We start from the raw sequence: 24,906 nt of genomic DNA, 5'->3' as shown, positions 1-24,906 counted from the left end.
ATTTTCGCAGACTTATTTATATCAAACGATAGACTATGGCAATTTTAAATAAAATTAGACAACGTTCGCTAATCTTAATATTGGTAATAGCATTGGCATTATTCGCTTTTGTTATTCAAGGTGTTATTGATAATCCAAATGCGTTTTCAGATACGCAAGGGGTTGTTGCAACAGTTAACGGAACCGATATTGAAAGAAATGAATTTCAACAAAAGGTAAAAAACTATCAAGATAGAGTAGGTGGAAGAGTGACTTCTACCCAGGCTATGAATACCATTTACAACCAAGAGCTTCGTAAAATTATTATGGAAGAGGAGTATGAAGAACTTGGCTTATCTGTTGAAAAGGATGAAATGCGCGATTTGTTGAAGAATAGTTTTCAATCGTATCCAGAGTTTCAAGATGAAAACGGAAACTTTGATGTTAATCGCCTTAATGCATTTATCGCAAACTTAAAGGACCTTAACGGTGAAGCTGCACCGCTTGGAAATTTCTTGGTGAATTATGAGAGTTGGGCCAATAACGAGCAAACGATTGCTACTAATGCCATTCAGCAAACGTATTATAACATGATTAAAGCTGGTGTTGGTGCTACTTTAGCTGAGGCAAAAGATGAATATATGGCAGACGCCAAAACGGTTGATATTCGCTATGTACAAATACCTTACACGTCTATTGCAGATAGTTTGGTTGAAGTGTCTAAGTCAGATATAAAGGCTTACATGAAAAAGCACGAAGACAAATTTAAAGCTGATGCCAATAGAGAGGTTGTTTATGTAGAGTTTAAAGAAGAGGCTTCTAAAGCTGATGAAGATGCTATAAAAGCACAACTTCTAAAATTAAAAAACGATCAGCCTTTATATAACGATAGTAGTGGAAATTATGACACTATTCCTGGTTTTAATTCAACGACTGATGTAGAGGAATTTATCAACTCCAACTCAGATATTAAATTTAACGATTCATTTTTAAGAGCTGCCCAATTACCTGCTACAGTTAAAGACAGCTTAATGAATTTAGAGGTTGGTGAGTATTATGGACCATACAAGGATGGTGAGTTCTTTAAACTATCTAAAATGTTAGCTGTTGAGCAGATGCCAGACTCGGTTAAGGTAAGACATATCTTAATTCCTTTTGCAGGTGGACAAAGAGCTGATGCCTCAGTGACTAAAACACCTCAAGAAGCTAAGAAAACAGCAGATAGCATCTTGGCAAAGATTAAAAGCGGGACCAAGTTTTTGGATCTATTAGAGTTGTCGTCAGATAAAGTGAGTAACGAAAAAGATGGCGAAATAGAGTTTGCATACAATGCAGGTATGGCTCCAGAGTTTAAAGCATTTTCATTTGAAAATGAAGAAGGAGATGTTGACGTCGTAGGTACGTCTTTCGGATACCACGTTATAGAAATTTTAGAACAAAAGAGTTTTAATGAGACTTATAAAATCGGAACAATAGCACGAAAGATTGAGCCATCTGACCAAACATTACAAGATGTGTTCAACAAAATGTCTAAGTTCGAAATTGCTGCTAAAGATGCTGATTTTAATGAGTTGGCGGCAGAACGTGAATTGACTGTAAAGCCAATCACATTTAAGGAATTGGATGAGAATATGCCAGGCTTAGGAAGCCAGAGACAAGTGGTGCGTTGGGCATTTGAAGAAGATACTGATGTAGGTGACTACAAGAACTTTCCAATCTCCGGATTCGGATTTATCGTCGCAAAACTTGTTGAGAAAAACGAAGAAGGATTAATGAGTGTTGAGGATGCTTCCGTAACCGCATTGCCAGAAATAAGAAAAGAAAAGAAAGCGAAAATGATTCGTCAAAAAATCACGGCTACAACGGTTAATGAGATCGCTAAAAACCAAGGACAAAGTCCACGTACAGCTGCTGCTTTAACCATGAAAAACACAACGCTTTCTGGTGCAGGTGCAGAACCAAAGGTGATCGGAGCTGCATTTGGTTTAGAAGAGGGACAGACATCAGGTCCAATAGACGGAACCAATGGTGTTTATGTTATTGAGGTGACTAAAGTTAATGAAGCTACTGAGTTAGATAATTATACGTCTATAGTCAATAGGTTAAATACTACAATTAAAAACGCTGTACAGACTCGTGTTTACCAAGCATTAGAAAAAGCTGCTGAGATTGAAGATAACAGAGCCAAAACGGTTTACTAGTATTTAGATATAACAACGAATAATTAAAAAGGCTTTGCAGAAACGCAAAGCCTTTTTTGATTCGTCACATCCAATTTTCTTCAATAAATCGACAGTATTTAACTAAAGAACCATAGCCTCAAACGGAATAACAGTGTCATACCCTTTGGTTTTAAAATAATCCGTTGGATCGGTTTCCGAGGTCACTAAAACAAAATCACCTCCCCAAGCACCAAGGCTTTTTATGGCTCCTTTAAAGTCATGAAACGAGCTAGCTTTAACAGGCTCTTGTAGGATTAATCCAGAAATAAGATTTTCATGCGCATCGATAAGACTATTAAATGTTGAAAGTGATTCACATGCAATCATGGATTCAGTGATTTGATTTACCTTCTTTATAATAGAATCGTCAACTCTATTTAAGCTTTTGTAGGCTTTAATGCCATCTCTACTGTTTTGCTTTTGGTTGAGGTAAACAAAATATAAATGATGCTTAAACTTCGGGTTAAATGCAGCGGTTGTAACCACTGGGTTATGATTTTCATCTAATTGATATATTATTGGCGAATTATGTTGAGCACAAGCAATATCATAACCGCTTCCACCAAACGTTTGTTCTAAAAGTGCATAGGCATCAACCTCTGCCCAATCGGCTATATTATTGATGAGTGTTGAGGATGTTCCCAATCCCCATTTTCTATTAAAATCTTGATGTGTAGTGATATTATAACCTTGATGATCACTTAGGAATTCAGGATTTAATTTTCGCGCAACCTTCAATATTTGAATTAATCGATTACTAACCTCATTGGAATTTTCACTTGTCACACTGAGCGCAGTCGAGCTGTCGTCAATTGAAAACTCACCATCAAACCAAACTTTACCTAGCTCATTATAGCTTTTCCAAACAATTGCATTATTATCATTTGGCTCAACGGTCAAGCTTTGCCCATATTTTGTTGGAATTGCCAATGCTTTAGCACCATCCAGCACAACATATTCTCCAGTGATTAAAAGTTTGCCGTTGCTGTGGTATGTTTTTGAAGTCTTAACCATTTGTTAGGTTTTCGGTGGCTGAGCGTAGTCGAAGCCATAATTTATAATGGCTATCATTCTTACATTCTGATAGTTTCCTTAATGATTCAAAATTGTTTTTAATCAAAGCTTCCTTTTTAGCTCTACTCCAGCCTTGAATTTGTTTTTCTCTATAAAAAGCATCATCAATTCTTTGAAATTCTTCTAGATAAACTAATTCTACAGATAACCGTTTTTTTGTGTGATTGGCACCTTTGCCATCATTATGCTCATTGATTCTTGTTTCAATATCGATAGTGCTTCCAGTATAGTAAGAACCATCACTGCATTTTAATATGTAAACGTAACCTTTGGGCATTTTTTAATTATATGGCTTCGACTTCGCTCAGCCACCAGTATAGATTAATTTTATCTTATATTTTTCATAGCCTCAACTACTGCACCATGAGTCACTACATTGGTTTTAAAGTGTTCAATCAACCGCACTTTTTCCTTAGGTGTCGCTTCAAGTTGATTGAGGATATTCATAAGGTGCATTTTCATGTGCCCTTCTTGAATTCCGGTTGTGGTAAGTGATTTAACAGCTCCAAAATTCTGTGCTAAACCAGCAACTGCTACAATCTGCATTAAATCTCTGGCAGAAGGATTTCGTAGCATTTCAAGGGAAAATTTCACCAATGGATGTAAATTGGTCAGACCGCCAACCGTACCTAACGCTAATGGTATTTCCATCCAAAATTTAAAAATACCATTCTCAATAGAGCAATGGGTTAAACTAGAATATTGTCCATCTTTGGCTGCATAAGCATGTACTCCTGCTTCAACAGCTCTAAAATCGTTTCCTGTGGCCAATATCACAGCATCAATACCGTTCATGGCCCCTTTATTGTGCGTTACTGCTCTATAAGGTTCTATTTCAGCAATATTTACTGCTTGCTTAAATTTCTCGGCAAATAACTCAGGGTTTTTAATATCCTTACTTTTTAATTCAGAAACAGGACATTCTACTTCGGCTCTCACCAAGCAATTGGGTACGTAGTTAGAGAGTATGCTCATAACCACATCGAGATTGCCTTCTAAGTTATGCTCGGCTTCATTTTTCAAGGTATCAGCGAACTGCTCTAAACACGAGTTGATAAAATTAGCACCCATAGCATCTAGCGTTTCAAACGTAGCATGCAACTGGTAATAATCATCTAATTTTTCAGTTTTATTTCTAAGTTCAATATCCAAAATTCCACCGCCACGACGTTCCATATTTTTCGTGATATCTGAGGCTGAGGACAAAAGCTTCGGCTTTACTGCTTTAAAAAAAGACGCTAAGTCATTGAAATCGCCATCATACGTAAAATGCACCTGGCCAATTTTCTCAGTAGAAATAACTTCAGCTTTAAACCCACCTCTTTTCAACCAAAATTTTGCGGCCTTACTAGCTGCTGCCACCACAGAACTTTCTTCAATGGCCATTGGGATGGTATAGAGTTTACCATTTATTGAGAAATTAGGGGCAACACCTAAAGGTAGATAGTAATTTGTTATGGTGTTTTCAATAAATTCATCATGTAGCTTCTGGAGCTTTTCATCAGAATTCCAATACTGTTTTACCAGTTTTCGAGCTATGTCTTTGTTGGTAAAGTAAGTATCTAAGAGCCATTCAATCTTTTCGGATTTTGAAAGCTTAGAAAAGCCAGAAATAGCATTTGACATAGATTAAGTAATTTAAAAAACAAAGATACTGAGATTGGCATAAATTGTGTACATAATCTGTTTTAATTGCCGATTTACTGTTAATAATAACTGTTTTTTCCATAATTTTTAGTAAACTTGGCATTGCTTTATTGAAATAGAAAATTTATGAAATTGAGACACTTCATTGCCCTTATTGGTTTTTTAACCACTTCTTTAATTTATTGTCAAAATAAGCAAATTACGCTCGAAGATATTTGGAGCGGAGAATTCAGGACCGAAGGCATGCAAGCCTTGCATTCCATGAATAATGGAAAACAATATTCAGTCTTAAATTTCGATAGGCAAAGCAGAACAGCTACTATAGATATTTACGATTACAAAACCTTGGAAAAAGTAAAAACCTTGGTGTCTTCTGAAGATATTTCGGAGATTCAAGGTTTTTTTGATTATACCTTCAGTGATGACGAGTCCAAAGTAATTCTAACCACTAACGAAAAACCTGTTTTTAGACGCTCTCGACTAGGTGAATATTATGTATATGATATTGAAGCCAAATCATTGACCAAGGTTTCTGATGACTTGGTGCAAGAACCAACCTTATCACCAGACGGCACCAAAATCGCTTATGGTTTTGAAAACAATCTTTATGTGAAGGATTTAGCTTCGGGTAAAGTGAATCAAATTACTACTGATGGCGAAAAGAATAAAATTATCAATGGTATTACGGATTGGGTTTATGAAGAAGAATTCAGCTTTGTAAGGGCTTTTGATTGGAGTGCGGATAGCAACAAAATCGCCTTTATTCGCTTTGATGAAACTGAAGTGCCAGAATTTTCAATGGATGTTTTTGGATCTGGTTTATACCAAACGCAACAGGTGTTTAAATATCCTAAAGCAGGTGAAGCCAATTCTAAAGTATCCTTGCATCTTTATAATTTAGAATCTAATAATGTATCCGAGTTAAAGGTTGATAAAACATACGAAGACTTTTATATCCCGAGAATAAAATGGACTAAGGACCCTAATGTTTTGAGTGCACAATATATGAATCGTCACCAAAATGAGCTGGACTTGTGGTTTATCAATACAAAGGAGATGTCTTCCGATTTGGTTTTGGCTGAAAAGGATAATGCTTATATCGATGTGACCTTTAACCTTACTTTTTTAGAGGACAATAGTTTTATCTGGACGAGTGAAAAGGATGGTTTCAATCATATTTACCACTATTCAAAAGACGGAGATTTAATCAATCAGGTTACCGAAGGTGATTGGGAAGTAACTAATTACTATGGTTTCAATGATAAAGCCAACGCTATTTATTATCAATCGACCGAAAACGGCTCAATTAATAGAGATGTTTATTCCATCAAATTAAACGGTAAGAATAAACAACGATTAACGAAATCTGAAGGCACTAACAGTGCGTCATTTAGTGCAGACTTTACGTATTTTATCAATACACATTCCAGTGCCACCACACCACCAGAATATACATTGCACAATGCTAAAACCGGAGACCTTGTAAAAGGCATAAAAGATAACGACAAGCTAGCTCAAAAAGTGGGTGATTACGTGACGTCGAAGAAAGAATTTAGTACCATAAACGTTAATGGGAATGACTTAAACATGTGGATGATTAAGCCAGCCGATTTTGATGAAAACAAAGAATATCCACTGTTTATGTATCAGTATTCTGGTCCAGGTTCGCAACAAGTGGCTAACCGTTGGAACAGTACTAACGATTACTGGTACCAAATGTTGGCGCAGCAAGGCTATATAGTGGTTTGTATTGATGGGAGAGGAACTGGCTTTAAAGGGGCAGATTTTAAAAAGGTAACCCAAAACGAATTGGGTAAATACGAAGTAGAAGACCAGATTGCAGCAGCAAAAAAATTGGGTAAGCGACCATACATTGACGAAGATCGCATCGGAATTTGGGGTTGGAGTTATGGTGGTTTTATGAGTAGTAACGCTTTGTTTAAAGGTAACGATGTTTTTAAAATGGCAATTGCTGTGGCACCTGTAACAAGCTGGAGATTTTATGACACCATTTACACCGAACGTTATATGACCACACCACAGGAAAACCCAAGTGGTTATGATGAGAACTCACCAATCAATCATGTGGATAAGCTTGAAGGCGACCTTTTATTAATTCATGGTTCGGGAGATGATAACGTACACTTACAGAACACCATGCGCATGGTTGAAGCTTTGGTACAAGCCGATAAGCAATTTGAATGGATGATTTATCCAGACAAAAATCATGGAATCTATGGAGGCAATACAAGATTACATTTATATAAAAAGATGACCAATTTTATCCATAAAACTCTAGGAGATAAGCTAGAGCAAAATGAGGAAGAGGAAACGGAAACATCTAAGATTAAAGGCTAGATAAACTAAAAACTAACTAAATTAATTATATATGGAATTTAAATTCGGAGGATCAGAAACTAACCAAAAGACTGTATTAGGTCACCCTTCAGGTCTATTTGTATTGTTTTTTACAGAAATGTGGGAGCGATTTTCATACTATGGAATGCGCGCTTTGCTTGTACTTTTCTTAACCGCAGCTATATTAGGTGAAGGTGGCTGGGGCTGGGAACGTTCAGAAGCTCTAATATTGTATGGATGGTACACTGGTTTGGTTTATATAACACCGATTATTGGCGGTTTTATTGCGGATAAATTCACAGGTTACCGAAACGCTGTAGTTATTGGTGCATTTCTAATGACTTTAGGTCATGCGTCCATGGCATTAGAAGTAACTGCAGATATTTTCTTCTATCTTGGACTTGGTTTATTGATTATTGGAAATGGTATGTTTAAACCAAATATTTCCTCTATGGTTGGTCAATTATATAAATCACAAGGAAAAGAAAAGGATGCTGGCTATACCATTTTCTATATGGGTATTAATGCAGGTGCATTCTTAGGAATTTTATTGTGTGGTTACATCGGAGAAAAAGTTGGCTGGCACTATGGATTTGGACTAGCAGGAATTTTTATGTTTTTTGGTATGTTGCAATTCTATTTTGCTCAGAAGATTTTTGGACGAATTGGATTGTCACCAAAAGGTACTCAAGATTTTGATGACGCCGTTGAAGATTCATTAGAAGAGACTAAGGATATTATTGAAGAAGTATCAAGTGAAGCTGAAAAATCAAAAATTACTTCTGATAGGTTAAAAGTAATTGGTGTTTTTGCATTCTTCACCATTTTCTTCTGGTGGGCTTTTGAACAAGCAGGAGGTTCTATGACTGTTTTTGCAGCAGATTATACCGATAGGGTATTAACGGGTGAAGGCGCTATTACCTTTAAAATATTTAATACACTATTGACTGTTGTACCTATGTTAATTATCACTTGGGTATTACTCTTGTTATTTAAACAGACATTTTCAAAATATTCACTATCTAATTTATTACTCGGTACAAGTTTCGTTATCATCTGGGGAATTGTGATTTGGATGTTAAACAGAGAATTTGGTTCAGAAGAATCTGAGGTGCCTGCGTCATGGTTTGGTATCCTAAACTCATTCTTTATCATCGCGTTTGCACCGTTGTTTTCTAAAGTCTGGGAAAGTAAATACAATCCATCAGGTCCAGTGAAGTTTGCTATTGGATTAATTTTATTAGGACTCGGTTTTGGAATATTAGCTTACGGTTCAATGGGTATTCCTTTAGGTGCAAAAACAGCTTCAGTTAGTATGATATTCTTAATATTGGCATACTTATTCCACACCTTAGGTGAACTATGTGTATCTCCTGTTGGTCTTTCTTATGTGAGTAAATTGGCACCGATTAAATTAGTTGGCTTAATGTTTGGTGTATGGTTTGTCGCCAACTTTATTGCTAATTTAACTGCAGGTTGGACAGGTAGTTATATAGACCCTATTGTCGAAGAATATGGTATGAGCACATTCTTTTTGATATTTACAGCAGTACCAGTTGGAGCTGGAGTAATAATGTTAATATTAAATAAAACTTTAATAAGAATGATGCATGGTATACGCTAATCTCAATTAGCGATAAACCGTTAAAATAACTTAAAATGCTCCTCAATAGGAGCATTTTTTGTAAGTTCGGTATAACATTTGCTACAAATCAGATATGAAATGGGGAAAAGATGAAATCCATAATTGAAGCTATGGGTTGGTTGACGAATTACATTTGACACAATTATTAAAATGAAAACCTACAAATGAAAAAATTACATTATATAATAGCATTTATAGCCTTTGGAGCGTTAATGTCGTTTCAAAAGAGCCCAAAACATGATGCGGACAAAATTAATTGGATAACTATAGAAGAGGCCATTGAACTTCAAAAAGAAGAGCCTAAAAAAATCATCATGGACGTTTATACCAATTGGTGTGGACCGTGTAAGATGTTGGATAAAAACACCTTTCAGAATGCAGACGTTGTTGAGTATATCAATGAGCATTACTATGCCGTCAAATTTAATGCAGAAGGTAATGACGAGGTGACTTTTAATGATAAAACATTTAAAAATCCCAATTACGATCCTGCCAAGGCAAACAGACGTAATAGTGCCCATGAATTTGCAAGATACCTTCAAGTCAGGGCTTACCCAACAATAGTGTATTTTGATGAAGAGGCAAACGTTATCGCGCCAATTTCAGGATATATGAAACCACAACAAATAGAATTGTATTTAAAGTTGTTTAACACAGATAAATACAAGGAAATGGATACTCAAGAAAAGTTCAATGAATATTTTAAATCCTTTAAACCGACGTTTAAGGAATAAAAAGCTTATTCAAGTATAAAAGCTCCCTTTTCATTAGTGTAATGGAAAGGGATTTTTCTTTGTGCGCATGTTGCCTTCCAACGTTTTACGTAAGATTTATAGTTGCTGGCATCTGCAATGATTTGCTCAGGTTTTAGACTGTCAATCATTCTTTCAAGATTTATTCTTGGGGAATTCCGCAATAAGACATAGTCAGTCTTGAATGAAATATCTTTATACACTCCCAAACTGTCAATAACCAAAATGGTTTTAGCTTTAAATTGATAGACGTTTTTCAAACTACCTATTGATATAGAATCAATGATTTCGCCAACCTTGTAGTTTCTAATGACGTTGTCGGCTGCTTGTTTTTCAGCATTAAGATTATGATGAACAATGAGATTGTCATTCTGTTTCAAGCCAATTAATGAAAACCGACTTTTATTAAATACAATAAATGTGTCCTCTTTGTTGTTGAGTTTGTTATGGATAAATGTACCTTGAAAAGCTAGTATTCCAATTAAACATATAGCCATCCACTTAAAATTCCTGAATTTATATATCTGCACCAAAGCAACAATGATGAGGTAAGCACAAATCACTTGAAGCAAAGTAAACGGAATATCCCGAAACAGAAAGTCTTCAAATTGTGCTACCCAAGCAATAAACCCGTTTAGGCTTTCAATAATAAAACTGTAACCTTTGACTATAAACTCTGGTGAGACGTTCAAAAGCGCCAATATAATAACCAACAACCCAAAGCCAAGAATCAGACCCAAAAACGGAATGACTACTAAATTTGAGATAAAGAACAAACCCGGAAACTGATGAAAGTAAAACAGACTAATAGGAACTACACCAAATTGTGCCGCAAGTGTAACGGTAAAGATTTGCCATAGCTTGTCGGCAACCAAATACTTGGGTTTCCAAAGTCTATAGAATATTGGTTGAATACTGACAATGCCCAAAACCGCCAAATAACTCATCTGAAAACCAACTTCAAACAGAAATGTGGGTTTAAAAAGTAAAATTAAAAAGGCAGATATGGCTAGTGTATTATAAATATTGGTTGGTCGCTTTAAGTGCATCGCAATACTGATGACGCTAAACATGGCTACGGCTCTGGTGACGGATGGCGATAAACCTGCTATTACGGCAAACGACCACAATATAGTAACCAAGACCAATGGCCTGATGTAGTTCCCATACTTAAGATAGAGTAGTGGTCTGAATAGAAAATTTAGAATCCATAGTATAATCCCAACATGAAGTCCAGAAACTGCCAGAATATGTATGGTGCCAGAATTAACATAATTATTATAAACGCTTTTATCAATGGTTTGGCGTTGACCCAGCAACAAGGCATTGATAATGCTGAGCGTATCATCCGTAAAACCGGCTTCAACAAGTTTTTCGTTGATGGTGGCTCTCAACTGATCAGCGAAACCATAGATGGATGTTTTAGATTCTGACACCAAAAACAACTCACTTTGTTTAAGATATAGCTGGCGATAGACCTGTTTCAATTCTAAATATTTACTGTAATCAAACTGATGTGGATTTAACGGTTTTTGAATCGTTTGAAGTTCTGAGGACGTAAAGAATACGGCATCCACTGGTAAAACCTTACCAATGGAATCTGGTTTAACGTTTATAAGTAATTTTCCTGTGGCAGACTTATCATCTATGGACAATACAGAAACAATATATTTATCATTATAAGTATCTGGCTTTAGGCGCTCATCTATTTTAAATGTTATGGTGTTAAACGTATCATTGACGCCTAAATTTGTATAGTGATGCGGTCGTAACGTTTCATTTTGAATATTATAGGCATTGATGCCAATACCAACCATGCATAGATAGGTCAGCAATGCGAAAAAAGGTTTACGGTTTATTTTTCGTCTCAACAATAACCAATAGCCACCAAGTAGAAGGATTAAAGCAATAGTAGCAATAAGTGCACTATTAAATTCAAGTTTAAAATAATGCGCAATGACAATGCCTATAATAAGGCAAAGTGTTAATTTTATGATGGTGAAATTTAGTAACTTCATGGAAATGAGTTACTAATATAAGAAATGATTACAAAACTCTCCTCGCCTGTACAAAAGCAAAATACCAATACTTTTCTGCTAAGGATGAAATCATAACTCCTCTGCTGGTTGAGGCATGTATAAATTCTACATTACCTGTGCGGACATTGGTGACAATGCCGACATGGTTGACTTTTCTGCTGTTTTTCCTAGTAGCAAAAAATACTAAATCTCCTACGTTTACTTCTTTAAGGTCTATCCAATCTCCGAAGCTTTTTAAATCAGATGTCGTACGAGGCACAGAAATATTATTGTCAGTAAATGATGTATAAATCAAACCAGAGCAATCCATACCACGCTTTGTAGTGCCACCATATTTATAACGTGTGCCATTGAATTTTTTGGCGTAATTAGCAATGGTTTCAGCTTCTTCTGAAGGCTTTGTATTGGTATTAACCTTTACCGTATGCGTTTGCCTTTTTTTACTGGAGTAGTTTTTTTTGGATTTGCAACTGCTGGCAATCATCACTAAAAGCAGTATCGGTAATAGTCTTTTCATTTGTAGGTTTTGGAATTTAGTTTTTGTCATTTGAAATTTTTGAAACAATCAACTTGGCCGCATTCTCACTGGCACCTTTACCTCCTAAATTTTTCTCTAATTCATAATAATCTAAAAAGAGTTGCTCGCGCTTATCGGAATGTAAGATGGAAGCCAATTCTTTCTTTAAACGTTTTTTATTAAGGTCTCCTTGTATGAGTTCAGTAACCACTTCTCTATCCATGATTAAATTTACCAAAGAGATAAATTTTAAGGTGATAATGCGTTTGGCAATTTGGTAAGAAATCCAATTGGCTTTATAGCAAACCACTTGCGGTACTTTGTAAAGCGCAGTCTCTAAAGTCGCTGTACCAGAAGTTACCAAAGCGGCATTTGAAATGCTTAGAAGATCATAGGTTTTGTTAGACACAAAGCTCACATTACTCTTTTTAATAAACGTTTCGTAAAACTCAAAATCCTGACTCGGTGCACCAGCAATGACAAACTGGTAATCTTCAAAATCATCAACTAAACTCAGCATCACACCTAGCATTTTGGTAATTTCTTGCTTTCTGCTCCCTGGCAAAAGCGCAATGATGGGTTTGGTGCTTAAGAGGTGAGTTGTTCTGAATTCATTTTCGTCAATTTGAGGCCGATCTGCAATGGCATCAATTAATGGATGGCCGACAAAATTCACATCATAACCATACTTTTTATAGAATTCCTTTTCAAACGGAAGAATACAGTACATGGCATCAATATCGCGTTTGATTTTCTCAACACGACCTGCTCTAGAAGCCCAAACCTGTGGCGAAATGTAATAATGTGTTCTAAAATTATGCTCCTTTGCCCACTTGGCTATTCTGAGATTAAAACCTGAATTATCAATGAAAATAATCACGTCAGGATGAAACGTTTCAATATCCTTTTTGCAGAATTTTATATGACCAGAAATTTTTCTGAGGTTAAAAATCACCTCAGCAAAGCCCATAAACTGGCGCTCTTTGTAATGCATCACCAACTCACCACCAACAGCTTGCATTAAATCACCTCCCCAAAATCTAATGTTGGCTTCAATGTCTTGTTGAAATAAAGCCTTCATAAGATTAGAGCCATGTAAATCGCCCGAAGCTTCGCCAGCAATGATGTAGTATTTCATTAATTAAAAAATTTAATGATCATGGTTACTATAAAAATTAGCAAAGTAGCAATGAGCACACCTTTTGCTCGGTTATCTTGATTTTTCTTTAAAAACAGAAAAAAAGCACCTAGATTCAGTAAGGCTCCAATACTCATAAGTTTGGTTAAGGTGCCACTTGCAATAGCTTGTTGTATGACTTCGCCCCAATTATCCGACTTTCCAAAAATCTGTATGGCAAAAATCAACCCAAACACTGCAGCAATAACACCGACTACAAATCCAATGATAATGTCTTTTTTAGTCATTTAGTTTCCAGGTATTAATATTTTGAATGCTATGATGTGCCGTTAAATCAAATTGAACCGGAACAAGCGAAACATAGCCATTTGCTAAAGCCCATTCATCCGTATCTTCGCCTTCGTCCATATTTACAAATTTACCAGCTAACCAGTAGTAGTCGCGTCCCATTGGGTTGGTGCGCTTATCAAATTCCTCTACCCAATTAGCACGTGCCTGGCGACAAACTTTAATCCCTTTAATGTCTTTTTTGTCGAGATTTGGTAGGTTAACATTTAATACGACTCCATCAGGTAAACCATGCTCCAAAACTTGTCTTGTAATGGTTTCAACAAAGGGTTTGCAATGCTCAAAATTGGCATTCCAGTTGTAGTCTAAAAGCGAAAACCCAATCGCAGGAATCCCTTCAATGCCTGCCTCTAAAGCAGCACTCATGGTGCCAGAGTAAATCACGTTAATTGAAGAATTAGATCCATGATTGATGCCAGAGACACAGATATCTGGTGTTCTGTCCAAAATTTCCCTAACCGCAAGCTTTACGCAATCCGCAGGTGTGCCAGAGCAACTATATTCGGGTTGTTTACCATCAATATCCACCTTTTCAATGTACAATGTGTCGTTAACGGTTATGGCATGTCCCATACCACTTTGAGGGCCATCTGGCGCAACAACCACAACATCTCCAATCTTTCGCATAACGGAAATTAAGGTCCGCATTCCTGGTGCGGTTATACCATCGTCATTGGTCACTAAAATTAAAGGGCGTTTAGACATAGGTCTTATCTTTTTTATGATTGGGTAAAAATACTAAAAAGCTAAAGAACGTAGGGTAACTACACCTTTAACAAAAAATTAGTGCCTTGTTTTTTTATGGCACGGTTTTTTCTTCTATTTTAGTGAATTATTGAAGCCTACTTCACTATTAATATTAAAATTTGAAAGAATGAAAGGGAATTATAAATTTTTATTGCTGGCGTTATTAATAGCCTTTGCCTCATGTAGCTTTACAAGCAAAACTTTTGACGATCCGGATAAGGACAAATTACTTATACAACTTATTACTTACGTATTGGACCAAGGGCATTTTAACCCTCAGGACATAAATGATGATTTTTCTGAAAATGTGTTTGAGGATTATTTAAATCAGCTCGACCCATTTAAGCGTTACTTTTATGAGTCTGACATCAAGGAATTTGAAGCTTACAAGCATCAGTTAGACGATCAGATAAAAGCATATGATGTGTCTTTCTTCAGTCTTACGCACGAGCGTTTGTTACAGCGCATAGAGGAATCAAAGAAAATCTATAATGATATCTTGAGTAAACCTTTTGATTTTTCAAAGAATGAAACTTATTCGTCAGATTATGACAATTTAGAATACGTATCCAATAAGCGCGAGATGAAAGAGCGTTGGAGACAGCAACTCAAGTTTTCGACTATTGCTAACTATGATGATGCTATAGCACAACGCGATTCAAACTTAGAAGCAAACAACCTTCCTGAAAGTGTATTTTCTGCTGAAAATGAAAAATCAACAACTAAAGAGAAGAAATCTCTAGAAGAAATTGAAAAAGAAGCTAGAGAAGCAACGAAACGTTCACTTGACGAGCTTTATGACTTTATTGATGATAGACAGCGCAAAGATTGGTTTGCCGTTTATATCAATGCCATTGTTGAAGAATTCGATCCGCATACATTCTATTTTGCACCAGAGGATAAAGATCGTTTCGATGTGGCTATGTCTGGTAATTTTGAAGGTATTGGAGCAAGACTTCAAAAGAAGATGGATGCTATAATAGTTAATGAAATTATCAGTGGTGGACCAGCATGGAAGGCCAATGAGCTTGAAGTGGGAGACCAAATCATGAAGGTGAGACAAGAGGATGAAGAAGCGCCAGTTAATATTGTAGGTATGCGTTTAGATGATGCCATTAAGTTAATCAAGGGCCCTAAAGGCACAACGGTTAACTTAACACTTAAAAAAGTGGATGGGACTATTGAAGAAATCGCAATAACCAGAGATATTGTAGAGTTGGAAGAAACCTACGCTAAATCTTCAACCGTTATTAAAGATGATAAGAAATTTGGTGTGATTAACTTACCTAAATTCTATATTAATTTTGAGGATTACAACAAACGAAACGCAGCTTCGGATATAAAGCAAGAGATTATTCGTCTTAAGCAAGAAGGTGTTGAAGGTTTGGTATTAGACTTAAGAAACAATGGTGGTGGTTCACTACAAACTGTAGTTGATATCGCTGGTCTGTTTATTGAAGATGGCCCAATAGTACAAGTTAAAACAACTGGAGAACCTAAAGAAGTTCTTAAAGATAAAGATAAAGCGATTATTTGGGATGGGCCTTTGGTAATTTTGGTAAATGAACTGTCGGCTTCAGCTTCAGAAATTTTAGCCGCAGCAATGCAAGATTATAAGCGTGCGATTGTTATAGGTAGTAAGCAAACCTATGGAAAAGGTACAGTGCAAAACGTATTGGATTTAAATAGAATGGTGCGAAACAATTCTAACGGAGATATGGGAGCTTTAAAGTTCACGACTCAGAAATTCTATCGTGTCAATGGTGGCTCTACACAGTTAGAAGGTGTTAAGAGTGATGTTGTAGTGCCAGATCGTTACAGTTATATTAATATAGGCGAAAAAGATCAAGAAAACCCATTGCCTTGGGATAAAATTGATGCTGTGGATTACGAACTATGGGGAAATTATTTCGATTACGATACGACCATAGAAAAAAGTAAAGCACGTATGGCAGCTAACGAGCAGTTAAAGCTTATCGATGCGAATGCACAATGGGTAAAGAAAATTAGAGACCGTGAAATTTATTCCTTGAATTATGAAGATTACAAAAAGGAAATGGAGCTTAACGAAGAAGAAGCAAAACGCTTTGAGAAACTCTCAGAGTATAAAACTGACTTAACGTTCAGCTCATTGCCTTATGAAATAAAACTAATGGAAAAAGATTCGGTTTTAAAAGAAAAACGCAAGCGTTGGCATGTAAGTTTGGCTAAGGACGTTTACATCGAAGAAGCATTAAATGTGCTTAATGATTTAAAAATGACTTATGCTATTAAGAACAATGTCGCGGATGTTAAGAATTAAAAAACCTTAATGGCAAACCAAAACAATTCACTAACAAGTTTAGCGCTTCAAAAGTTTAAAAGGAACTTTTGGGGCGTTTTTAGTTTTGGCATTATTGTCTGTATTGGGTTAATTTCCATTTTTGCATATTTCTTTGCTCCAGACGCTTCAAAGAATGCTAACCAAATGCATTTATCAATTCATTCAAAATCCCCTGGGTTTGAAGTGCAAATGCTAACAATCCCATCTGGTGTTGAGTCTGACCAAAACTTTTTATCAAAGCTGTTTTTTGGCAAAGTAAATACGGACACGGAAATTCCAATTCAGTCTTATGAGGTAAAAGGAAATAGGCTTCACTACATAGAGTATGCTTCAGATGGATTGCAAGGCATGGAGAAGCAAATTGAATTGAATCGATTTCCTAACTCAGATTATAAAAAGTATTTAGATAACAGAAGTTTCGTCTTCGGTACGGACAAGTATGGAAGGGATTATTTGAGTCGAATACTAATCGGCTCTCGTATTTCATTTTTTATTGGTTTTATTGCTGTGTTTATTTCCTTGGTTGTAGGTTTGCTAATGGGTAGTCTTGCTGGTTACTATGGTGGAAAGGTAGATACCATAATTATGTGGATTATTAATGTGACTTGGTCTATTCCTACATTATTATTGGTAATAGCCATAACATTGGCATTGGGAAAAGGCTTTTGGCAAGTCTTTATAGCTGTAGGTTTAACTATGTGGGTTGAGGTTGCCAGAGTCGTAAGAGGGCAAATTATCAGTGCTAAGGAAATGCAGTATGTCACAGCAGCAAGAGCGTTGGGATATAATGATTACCGAATTATCACTAAACATATTTTACCAAATATTTTCGGGCCGTTAATCGTGATTTCAGCAGCCAACTTTGCCGCAGCTATCTTAATTGAAAGTGGATTGAGTTTTCTAGGAATCGGAGCTCAACCACCAATGGCAAGTTGGGGAGCGATGATAAAAGATCATTATAATTACATCATATTAGGTAAACCATATTTAGCAATGATTCCAGGACTGTGTATAATGGTCTTGGTGATGGCATTTATGTTGGTTGGTAATGCCTTACGAGATGCTTTGGATGTAAAAGCATAGAGGTTTATTGATTCCTCAACTGCTCAATCTCCTCATTAGTTGCTTCAATAAAGTTTAAAACGTCTTCCTGTCCAATTTTTTTACTTGAAGAAGTAATAAAGTAAGGTGGCAATTCTTCCCAAGTCTTTAATAATTGCTGACAGTAGTCTTCTACATATCGCTCAATGGCCTTAGGTTTCAATTTGTCAGCTTTTGTGAAGATGATACCAAAGGGTATTCCACTTTCACCCAAGTATTGCATAAACTCTAAATCGATAGGCTGAGGTTTGTGCCTGATATCCACCAACACAAATGCGGAAACCAATTGTTGACGCTGCTCAAAATAATTGGTAATAAACTTCTGGAATTTCTTTTTTGAAGTTTTAGAAACGCGCGCATAACCATAACCAGGTAAATCCACTAAGTACCAACTGTCATTAATAATAAAATGATTAATAAGCTGTGTTTTACCAGGTCTTCCTGAAGTTTTTGCCAAGCTTTTTCGGTCAGTTAGCATATTTATTAATGAAGACTTCCCAACGTTACTCCTCCCTATAAAGGCATATTCAGGTATAGGGTTCTTAGGGCATTTTGCCACTTCAGAATTACTAACAACAAATTCAGCGGATTTTACTTTTCCCATTTTTTGTTCCCACGAAAGTGGGAATCTTTTTAAATTAAACTTTATTTTTATACTGGTGTTCCCTTCCTTCTGGGATGGGTTTGGAATAGGCTTATAAACCTCGTTTCTCAAGCCAAGCATTCAAAATCTTATTGAATTCCTCAGGATGCTCCATCATGGCTGCGTGCCCACATTTATCGATCCAAAATAAATCAGAATCCGGTAAAAGATCGTGGAATTCCTCTGCAACTTCAGGTGGAGTTACACTATCATTTTTTCCCCAGATAATGCATGTTGGAGTGTTCATATTGGGTAGATCCTTTGCCATATTATGCCTTATGGCACTTTTGGCAATGGCCAGTGTTTTTACAAGTTTGTTTCTGTCGTTTACGGTTTCATAAACCTCATCAACAATTTCCTTAGTAGCAACCGCAGGATCATAGAACACGTCTTGTGCTTTCTTTTTTATAACTTCGTAATCACTACGCTTGGTATAACCACCTCCCATGGCACTTTCGTAAAGTCCAGAGCTTCCAGTAATAATAAGAGCCTTAACTTTTTCAGGATACAATTTGGTGTGGTATAAACCTATATGACCTCCTAATGAATTTCCTAAAAGAATAACTTCATCAAAACCTTTAAACTCAATAAAATCCTTAAGATAATTAGCAAAACTTTTTACGTTGGTCTTTAATAGCGACATGGTATAGATAGGGAGTTCCGGAATAACGACTTTATAACCATTATTACTAAAGAAATTTGTAACAGAATCGAAATTACTCAATCCGCCCATTAATCCATGAAGCACTATAATCGGTGTGCCTTCTCCTACTTCAATATATCTATAATCCTTTTCTTTTTTTAAAAGGTGTGCCATCTATAAAGTTAGTGCTTAGTGTTAAAAACAAATATAACTAAATCCTTTTTAAAACAAATAGAATTATTGGCTTTCAATTCGTTTCATTTTGTAATGATAACGCTTAATCTGTTGATAAACAAAACATGCTGAATAATGTGAAGCGTTCTGATTTTAATGGGCTTACCAAAAGATAGGAAAGCTCGAAATTCAAAACTTATCAACAAAAGTGGGAGATCGTGGTAAAATGTGGTAAAATTTTCAATATATTTGAATTTGAATCGTTAAAGTGGGAAATCAAGGATATTGAATTCATTTATTGGAACATACGAGTGTAAAGCTGATGCCAAAGGAAGGTTAATGATTCCTGCTGTGTTAAAAAAGCAGTTATCTGCTGCTTTACAAGATGGTTTTGTGCTCAAACGAGCTGTGTTTCAACCATGTTTGGAGCTCTATCCAATGGCAGAATGGAACAACCTAATGGCCAAGGTGAATAAGCTTAACCGATTCAAAAAGAAGAATAACGATTTTATAAGACGATTTACCGCAGGTGTTAAAGTGGTAGAGGTTGATAGCGCAGGCCGACTATTAATCCCAAAAGATTTAATTGGTTTTTCTGGTATTACAAAAGAAGTAGTGCTGGCCTCTGCGGTTAACATTATTGAAATCTGGGATAAGACAAAATACGAACAGGCTATTGATGATGCGGCTTCAGATTTTGCAGATCTAGCTGAAGAAGTGATGGGACAAGATGATGATGACAATGGAATATCATAATGCAGTACTACTTAAAGAAACCGTTGATGGCTTAAACATAAAACCAGATGGAGTTTATGTAGATGTCACATTTGGTGGAGGAGGCCATAGTAGGGGGATTTTATCCAGACTTGGGCCGAACGGTAAACTCTATGCTTTTGATCAAGATAAGGACGCGTTGTCCAATACCATTGAAGACGATCGATTTGTTCTCATTAATGAGAATTTTAGATATATAAAAAGGTTCTTAAGATTTTATGGAGTAAAGGAAGTTGATGGTGTATTGGCAGACTTCGGAGTCTCATCACATCAGTTCGATGTTGCGGAACGTGGTTTTTCAACTCGGTTTGAAGCGAAGCTTGACATGCGAATGAACCAAAACAGCAAGTTGTCTGCTTTTGAAGTGATTAATAATTATGAAGAAGAGCAGCTTAGGGCAGTGCTTTATCAATATGGAGAACTGAGACAAGCACCAGCTATGGCAAGGGTAATTGTTTCGGAGCGAAAAGCAGCACCAATTGAAACCAGTGAGCAATTAAAAATGGTCTTGAAACAGTTTCTAAATCACAGGAAGGAAAATAAGGTATTGGCTCAGATTTTTCAAGCCGTCCGAATAGAAGTGAATCAAGAGATAGAGGTGTTGAAAGAGCTGCTTTTACAGATGCCAGAAATATTGAAAGTTGGTGGGAGATTAAGTTTTATTTCGTACCACTCTTTGGAGGATAGACTGGTAAAACGTTTTATACGAAACGGCTTGTTTGAAGGAGAGCCTGAGCGCGATGTCTTCGGCAATTTTGAAGTGCCATTAAAAAAAGTGGGCAAATTAATAGTGCCATCAGCATCAGAAATAAAAAACAACAATAGAGCACGAAGCGCAAAGCTCCGTATTGCTGAGAAGATATAATATAATGTCGCACTGAGCGCAGTCGAAGTGTTTTATTAGAATAGAACAAATTAAAAGAGATTCCTGCCTATGCAGGAAGTAGCATGAAGAAAAACATCTACAGCATATTACGTGGAAAGTTTCTAATCAGTGATGATTCGTTTAAAAATTGGCGCATCATCATTTTTATTTCAGCATTGGCCATTGTAATGATTGCGAGTTCGCATAGTGCAGACAAAAAAGTGCATGAAATTGCAAGACTCACTAATGAGGTAAAGGAATTAAGGTCAGCATTTGTAGATGGACGCTCAACATTGATGCGATTAAAAATGGAGTCAACCATTATAAAAAAAGTGGCGGAAAAGGACATTAAGATTTCTGAGATTCCTCCAACAAAAATTAGAGTAAGATCACAACAAGAATAAACTTTGGCAACAACAGAAACCAACATATTAAACAGATTGTACTTCGTAGCAGGCTGCATGTTTGTCTTTGCACTTGCTGTGGTGTTTAAGTTGTGTACTATTCAATTTATCCAAGGAGATGAGTACAGGGAATTGGCCGAAAAACGAACAGTCAAGGATTTCGACATAGAGCCCAATCGAGGCAATGTATATTCAGCAGATGGTAGTTTATTGGCGACTTCCATTCCAAAATACGATATAAGAATTGATGCGATACAGGCAAAGGATCCAGTTTTTGAAGAACACATAGGTGCATTAGCAGATTCACTTTCGGTTTATAGAGGAAAGCCAGCATCATACTACAAAAACATCATAAGAAAAGCACGCCAAAACAAGAACAGATATTTCCTGTTGGCCAGAAATATTAGTTATTCCGACTATATAAGAATGCGAAACTTCCCATTGCTCAACCTTGGCGCAATAAAAGGAGGCTTAATTGTAGAGCAAACTACAAGACGCGAGCATCCTATGGGTGAAATTGCTGCGCGATCAATTGGTTATGAGCGTTTTGATGAAGATGGCCATGTAAGCAGGGCAGGTATCGATGGTGCTTTCGGTGAAAAATATTTAAGAGGTGTCAAAGGAAAACGTTTAAAACAAAAAATAGGAAATGGACAATGGAAACCAATTGCCGATTTTGACCAAGTTGAACCGCAGGATGGCTACGATGTCTATACGACGATTGATGTTAACATTCAAGATATAGCGCACCATTCACTTTTAGGTCAACTTGAAAAATATGAAGCAGAACATGGTTGTGTTGTGGTTATGGAAGTAAAGACCGGTGAAATAAAAGCTATAGCTAACCTAGCTAAAACATCAAAAGGAACCTACTACGAGAAAAGAAATTATGCCGTGTATGAGTCTCACGAGCCAGGCTCAACGTTCAAGGTTATGGCCATGATGGCTGCTCTTGAAGATAAGGTTATAGACACTTCTACGGTTATCGATACAAAGAATGGACGAAAATACTTTTATGGTCGCGTAATTAATGATTCTGGTAATGGTTATGGGAAGATATCGGCTGCTAGAACCTTAGAAGTATCCTCTAACATTGGTTTGGCAACCATTATTGATGAAAACTACTCAAAAAACCCTAAGAAATTTATAAACCACATTAAGCGATGGAAGCTAAACGATTCCTTGGATATACCAATTTTAGGTGAAGGTATTCCGAATATACCTGAGCCAGGTAAATCTAACTGGAGTAAAAATGCTTTACCATCAATGGCTTACGGATATAATTTAACCATTACACCATTGCAAACGCTAACATTTTATAATGCCATTGCCAATAAGGGTGAAATGATAAAACCTCGCTTTATTAAGTCCGTAAAATCCTTCGATAAGGATATTGAAGTGTTTAAAAAGGAAGTCTTGGTCGATAAGATATGTTCAGATAAAACTTTGTCAGAAATACAGGATATTCTAAAAAATGTAGTGATTCGTGGGACGGGAAAACGTATGTATTCCGAAACGTTTTCCATGGCAGGAAAAACTGGTACAGCCAGAACGGACTATGCTAATTATGAAGAATGGAGAAAGGACAGAAAGTACATTTCATCTTTTGCAGGTTACTTTCCGGCTGACAATCCAAAGTATTCTTGTATAGTGGTAATCCATAAACCAAGCACAGAAGTTGGATACTATGGAGCAGATGTTACAGGTCCTGTTTTTAAGCGTATTGCCCAAAAGATATACACAGACACACCGATTATAGATGAAGTAAAAACTTTAGACTTTAATAATAAAGTGGTTGATGAAGATTTTGAAGACTACTATGAAAACGCCCGTAAATACAAAGAGTTAATGCCAAGTGTCATTGGCATGCCTGCAATGGATGCAATAGCTCTACTTGAAAATCTTCAGGTTAACGTAAAAGTTAAGCTAAAGGGCAGCGGCATCATAAAAGCACAGTCTGTTGAAAGACATCAGAAATTAAAGCCTAACCAAACCATTGTCTTAGAAGCATCATGATGATATTAAAAAACATATTGTACAAGGTTACTCTTAATGCTGTGGTTGGTAGCACAAGTATTTCTGTAAACAAAATAGAATTCGATTCGCGCCAAATTAAAAAGAATGATGTTTTCGTAGCCATATCTGGCACAATTACAGATGGTCACAAGTTTATTGAAAAAGCCATTGCTGATGGAGCAATTGCTATAGTGTGTGAAACACTCCCTAAATCTCTAGAAGAAGGAGTGACCTACATAGAAGTGGCTAACTCTAACCAGGCATTGGCATATATGGCGGCAAATTATTACGAGCATCCATCAGAAAATTTAAAACTGATCGGAGTCACTGGGACTAATGGCAAGACTACGGTTACAAGTTTACTGTATCAGCTTTTCAAGAAGGCAGGGTATAAGGTTGGATTATTATCTACGGTAAAAGTTATGGTAGATGACAAAACCTTTAAAGCCACACATACCACTCCAGATTCATTGACCATCAACAAGTATCTTAAAATGATGAATGACGAAGGCGTGGAATTCTGTTTTATGGAGGTGAGTTCGCATGGCATTCATCAAAGTAGAACGGAAGGCTTAAAGTTTGCTGGTGGAATCTTCACCAACCTTTCACACGACCATTTAGACTATCACGACACATTTGCGGAATACAGAGATGTAAAAAAAGCATTCTTTGATGGATTGCCTAAGGATGCATTCGCCTTATCCAATATGGATGATAAGAATGGTTTGGTAATGCTTCAAAATACAGTGGCTAAAAAATATACCTATGCCCTAAAGAATTATTCGGATTACAGAGCGCAAATTTTAGAAAACGAATTTGGAGGCTTACTTCTTAAAGTTAATGATAATGAATTGTGGACGCGCTTAATAGGAAGCTTTAACGCCTATAACATCTTGGCAATTTACGGAGCAGCCGATTTGTTGGGATTAGAAAGCGAAGAAGTTTTAAGGTTAATAAGCGAGTTGGAAAATGTATCAGGACGCTTTCAATATTTTATTTCCGAAGACAAAATCACGGCTATCGTGGACTATGCGCATACACCAGATGCCTTAAAGAACGTGTTGGAAACCATAAATAACATTAGAACCAAAAACGAAGAATTGATTACGGTTGTTGGTTGTGGTGGAGATAGAGATAAAACCAAGCGACCGAAAATGGCACATATCGCTTCTGCGCTAAGTACTAAGGTGATTTTTACGAGTGACAATCCACGTAGCGAAGTCCCTGAAACCATTATTGAAGATATGGAAAAAGGGGTTGAGCCACAGAATTTTAAAAAGACACTGTCTATAACAGATAGAAAACAAGCGATTAAAACAGCGTGTCAAATGGCAGAAGCCAAGGATATTATCCTTATAGCAGGGAAAGGGCACGAAACCTATCAAGAGATCAAAGGAGAGCGCTTTGATTTTGATGATTATAAAATAGTACGAGAATTTTTAAAACAATTACAAAAGTGAATTGAAATTTACGATATACGATTTTAGAATTACGAAT

The 24,906-nt window shown here is 36.4% G+C and carries 21 protein-coding genes; 11 read left to right on the top strand and 10 right to left on the bottom strand.

From position 1 onward, the window contains the following. Positions 1 to 35 precede the first annotated feature (35 nt). On the top strand, positions 36 to 2,180 hold the full coding sequence (locus tag ACQ65V_RS02725) for a SurA N-terminal domain-containing protein (RefSeq protein WP_430466776.1): 2,145 nt from the start codon (positions 36 to 38) through the stop codon (positions 2,178 to 2,180). Positions 2,181 to 2,282: 102 nt separating this feature from the next. Here the strand turns inward: ACQ65V_RS02725 and ACQ65V_RS02720 are convergent, their stop codons facing one another. Genes ACQ65V_RS02720 through ACQ65V_RS02710 form a run of 3 tightly spaced genes read right to left on the bottom strand, consistent with a single transcriptional unit; the run spans position 2,283 to position 4,901 of the window. Beyond that, a complete protein-coding gene (locus ACQ65V_RS02720) occupies positions 2,283 to 3,215 on the bottom strand; it encodes a GYDIA family GHMP kinase (RefSeq protein ID WP_430466775.1) in 933 nt (310 codons plus the stop codon). Then, positions 3,208 to 3,552 carry a GIY-YIG nuclease family protein gene (locus tag ACQ65V_RS02715; protein WP_430466774.1) on the bottom strand — a complete coding sequence of 115 codons (345 nt, stop codon included), beginning with the start codon at positions 3,550 to 3,552 and terminating at the stop codon, positions 3,208 to 3,210. Before ACQ65V_RS02715 ends, ACQ65V_RS02720 begins: the two co-directional genes overlap by 8 nt. 50 nt (positions 3,553 to 3,602) lie before the next feature. Further along, entirely contained in the window at positions 3,603 to 4,901 is a 1,299-nt protein-coding gene (locus ACQ65V_RS02710; protein WP_430466773.1) for a hydroxymethylglutaryl-CoA reductase, degradative, read from the bottom strand. A 147-nt stretch (positions 4,902 to 5,048) separates the two neighbouring features. On the opposite strand from ACQ65V_RS02710, the gene ACQ65V_RS02705 reads away from it, so the two are divergent. The 3 genes from ACQ65V_RS02705 to ACQ65V_RS02695 all read left to right on the top strand — a co-directional run bounded on the left by ACQ65V_RS02705 (position 5,049) and on the right by ACQ65V_RS02695 (position 9,659). Continuing rightward, positions 5,049 to 7,280 (top strand): S9 family peptidase, encoded by a 2,232-nt coding sequence (locus ACQ65V_RS02705; protein ID WP_430466772.1) that lies wholly within the window; start codon positions 5,049 to 5,051, stop codon positions 7,278 to 7,280. 31 nt (positions 7,281 to 7,311) lie between these two features. Further along, entirely contained in the window at positions 7,312 to 8,904 is a 1,593-nt protein-coding gene (locus ACQ65V_RS02700; protein WP_430466771.1) for a peptide MFS transporter, read from the top strand. 185 nt (positions 8,905 to 9,089) lie between these two features. After that, positions 9,090 to 9,659, top strand: coding sequence for a thioredoxin family protein (locus ACQ65V_RS02695; RefSeq protein WP_430466770.1), 570 nt, complete (start codon positions 9,090 to 9,092; stop codon positions 9,657 to 9,659). A gap of 5 nt (positions 9,660 to 9,664) precedes the next feature. Here the strand turns inward: ACQ65V_RS02695 and ACQ65V_RS02690 are convergent, their stop codons facing one another. The 5 genes from ACQ65V_RS02690 to surE are packed head-to-tail and all read right to left on the bottom strand — an operon-like array spanning position 9,665 to position 14,424. Then, positions 9,665 to 11,695, bottom strand: a complete 2,031-nt coding sequence (locus ACQ65V_RS02690; protein ID WP_430466769.1) for a ComEC/Rec2 family competence protein — start codon at positions 11,693 to 11,695, stop codon at positions 9,665 to 9,667. Positions 11,696 to 11,723: 28 nt separating this feature from the next. Continuing rightward, positions 11,724 to 12,233 (bottom strand): C40 family peptidase, encoded by a 510-nt coding sequence (locus ACQ65V_RS02685; RefSeq protein WP_430466768.1) that lies wholly within the window; start codon positions 12,231 to 12,233, stop codon positions 11,724 to 11,726. 16 nt (positions 12,234 to 12,249) lie between these two features. Next, positions 12,250 to 13,371 (bottom strand): lipid-A-disaccharide synthase, encoded by a 1,122-nt coding sequence (gene lpxB / locus ACQ65V_RS02680; RefSeq protein WP_430466767.1) that lies wholly within the window; start codon positions 13,369 to 13,371, stop codon positions 12,250 to 12,252. Beyond that, the gene (locus tag ACQ65V_RS02675) at positions 13,371 to 13,658 is read right to left on the bottom strand and encodes a hypothetical protein (protein WP_155088325.1); all 288 of its coding nucleotides are present in this window, start codon (positions 13,656 to 13,658) and stop codon (positions 13,371 to 13,373) included. Before ACQ65V_RS02675 ends, lpxB begins: the two co-directional genes overlap by 1 nt. Next, on the bottom strand, positions 13,651 to 14,424 hold the full coding sequence (gene surE, locus ACQ65V_RS02670) for a 5'/3'-nucleotidase SurE (RefSeq protein ID WP_273291087.1): 774 nt from the start codon (positions 14,422 to 14,424) through the stop codon (positions 13,651 to 13,653). Before surE ends, ACQ65V_RS02675 begins: the two co-directional genes overlap by 8 nt. A gap of 169 nt (positions 14,425 to 14,593) precedes the next feature. Here surE and ACQ65V_RS02665 point away from each other — a divergent pair, with 169 nt between their 5' ends. Continuing rightward, on the top strand, positions 14,594 to 16,768 hold the full coding sequence (locus ACQ65V_RS02665) for a carboxy terminal-processing peptidase (RefSeq protein ID WP_430466766.1): 2,175 nt from the start codon (positions 14,594 to 14,596) through the stop codon (positions 16,766 to 16,768). Positions 16,769 to 16,777: 9 nt separating this feature from the next. After that, positions 16,778 to 17,872, top strand: coding sequence for an ABC transporter permease (locus ACQ65V_RS02660; RefSeq protein ID WP_430466765.1), 1,095 nt, complete (start codon positions 16,778 to 16,780; stop codon positions 17,870 to 17,872). A 4-nt stretch (positions 17,873 to 17,876) separates the two neighbouring features. On the opposite strand, the gene yihA is transcribed toward ACQ65V_RS02660, so the two are convergent. Together yihA and ACQ65V_RS02650 are read right to left on the bottom strand one after the other, a co-directional pair. Next, positions 17,877 to 18,494, bottom strand: coding sequence for a ribosome biogenesis GTP-binding protein YihA/YsxC (gene yihA, locus ACQ65V_RS02655; protein WP_430466764.1), 618 nt, complete (start codon positions 18,492 to 18,494; stop codon positions 17,877 to 17,879). Between the two features lie 91 nt (positions 18,495 to 18,585). Then, on the bottom strand, positions 18,586 to 19,350 hold the full coding sequence (locus ACQ65V_RS02650; protein ID WP_430466763.1) for an alpha/beta fold hydrolase: 765 nt from the start codon (positions 19,348 to 19,350) through the stop codon (positions 18,586 to 18,588). A gap of 285 nt (positions 19,351 to 19,635) precedes the next feature. Between ACQ65V_RS02650 and mraZ the strand changes: the two genes are divergently transcribed. The 5 genes from mraZ (at position 19,636) to ACQ65V_RS02625 (ending at position 24,869) form a co-directional block, all read left to right on the top strand. Further along, positions 19,636 to 20,106 (top strand): division/cell wall cluster transcriptional repressor MraZ, encoded by a 471-nt coding sequence (mraZ, locus tag ACQ65V_RS02645; protein WP_430466762.1) that lies wholly within the window; start codon positions 19,636 to 19,638, stop codon positions 20,104 to 20,106. Next, positions 20,093 to 20,989: a 16S rRNA (cytosine(1402)-N(4))-methyltransferase RsmH gene (gene rsmH / locus ACQ65V_RS02640; RefSeq protein WP_430466761.1), complete on the top strand. Its 897-nt coding sequence runs from the start codon at positions 20,093 to 20,095 to the stop codon at positions 20,987 to 20,989. Before mraZ ends, rsmH begins: the two co-directional genes overlap by 14 nt. 83 nt (positions 20,990 to 21,072) lie before the next feature. Next, on the top strand, positions 21,073 to 21,393 hold the full coding sequence (locus ACQ65V_RS02635) for an FtsL-like putative cell division protein (RefSeq protein WP_155088333.1): 321 nt from the start codon (positions 21,073 to 21,075) through the stop codon (positions 21,391 to 21,393). Between the two features lie 57 nt (positions 21,394 to 21,450). Next, complete coding sequence (locus tag ACQ65V_RS02630; protein ID WP_430468611.1) at positions 21,451 to 23,409, top strand: penicillin-binding protein; 1,959 nt, start codon at positions 21,451 to 21,453, stop codon at positions 23,407 to 23,409. Then, positions 23,406 to 24,869 carry a UDP-N-acetylmuramoyl-L-alanyl-D-glutamate--2,6-diaminopimelate ligase gene (locus tag ACQ65V_RS02625; RefSeq protein WP_430466760.1) on the top strand — a complete coding sequence of 488 codons (1,464 nt, stop codon included), beginning with the start codon at positions 23,406 to 23,408 and terminating at the stop codon, positions 24,867 to 24,869. The genes ACQ65V_RS02630 and ACQ65V_RS02625 overlap by 4 nt, the downstream gene beginning before the upstream one ends. Positions 24,870 to 24,906 lie beyond the last annotated feature (37 nt).

The organism is Winogradskyella ouciana, from assembly GCF_965284585.1.
Classification (GTDB): domain Bacteria; phylum Bacteroidota; class Bacteroidia; order Flavobacteriales; family Flavobacteriaceae; genus Winogradskyella; species Winogradskyella ouciana.
The sequence above is the reverse complement of the archived record's forward strand: the minus strand, read 5'-3'. Positions and strand labels throughout refer to the sequence as shown.

Coding starts and splice junctions, on each gene's coding strand:
- ACQ65V_RS02725 (WP_430466776.1), top strand. CDS start 36: ATGGCAATTTTAAATAAAATTAGACAACGTTCGCTAATCTTAATATTG.
- ACQ65V_RS02720 (WP_430466775.1), bottom strand. CDS start 3,215: ATGGTTAAGACTTCAAAAACATACCACAGCAACGGCAAACTTTTAATC.
- ACQ65V_RS02715 (WP_430466774.1), bottom strand. CDS start 3,552: ATGCCCAAAGGTTACGTTTACATATTAAAATGCAGTGATGGTTCTTAC.
- ACQ65V_RS02710 (WP_430466773.1), bottom strand. CDS start 4,901: ATGTCAAATGCTATTTCTGGCTTTTCTAAGCTTTCAAAATCCGAAAAG.
- ACQ65V_RS02705 (WP_430466772.1), top strand. CDS start 5,049: ATGAAATTGAGACACTTCATTGCCCTTATTGGTTTTTTAACCACTTCT.
- ACQ65V_RS02700 (WP_430466771.1), top strand. CDS start 7,312: ATGGAATTTAAATTCGGAGGATCAGAAACTAACCAAAAGACTGTATTA.
- ACQ65V_RS02695 (WP_430466770.1), top strand. CDS start 9,090: ATGAAAAAATTACATTATATAATAGCATTTATAGCCTTTGGAGCGTTA.
- ACQ65V_RS02690 (WP_430466769.1), bottom strand. CDS start 11,695: ATGAAGTTACTAAATTTCACCATCATAAAATTAACACTTTGCCTTATT.
- ACQ65V_RS02685 (WP_430466768.1), bottom strand. CDS start 12,233: ATGAAAAGACTATTACCGATACTGCTTTTAGTGATGATTGCCAGCAGT.
- lpxB (WP_430466767.1), bottom strand. CDS start 13,371: ATGAAATACTACATCATTGCTGGCGAAGCTTCGGGCGATTTACATGGC.
- ACQ65V_RS02675 (WP_155088325.1), bottom strand. CDS start 13,658: ATGACTAAAAAAGACATTATCATTGGATTTGTAGTCGGTGTTATTGCT.
- surE (WP_273291087.1), bottom strand. CDS start 14,424: ATGTCTAAACGCCCTTTAATTTTAGTGACCAATGACGATGGTATAACC.
- ACQ65V_RS02665 (WP_430466766.1), top strand. CDS start 14,594: ATGAAAGGGAATTATAAATTTTTATTGCTGGCGTTATTAATAGCCTTT.
- ACQ65V_RS02660 (WP_430466765.1), top strand. CDS start 16,778: ATGGCAAACCAAAACAATTCACTAACAAGTTTAGCGCTTCAAAAGTTT.
- yihA (WP_430466764.1), bottom strand. CDS start 18,494: ATGGGAAAAGTAAAATCCGCTGAATTTGTTGTTAGTAATTCTGAAGTG.
- ACQ65V_RS02650 (WP_430466763.1), bottom strand. CDS start 19,350: ATGGCACACCTTTTAAAAAAAGAAAAGGATTATAGATATATTGAAGTA.
- rsmH (WP_430466761.1), top strand. CDS start 20,093: ATGGAATATCATAATGCAGTACTACTTAAAGAAACCGTTGATGGCTTA.
- ACQ65V_RS02635 (WP_155088333.1), top strand. CDS start 21,073: ATGAAGAAAAACATCTACAGCATATTACGTGGAAAGTTTCTAATCAGT.
- ACQ65V_RS02630 (WP_430468611.1), top strand. CDS start 21,451: ATGTTTGTCTTTGCACTTGCTGTGGTGTTTAAGTTGTGTACTATTCAA.
- ACQ65V_RS02625 (WP_430466760.1), top strand. CDS start 23,406: ATGATGATATTAAAAAACATATTGTACAAGGTTACTCTTAATGCTGTG.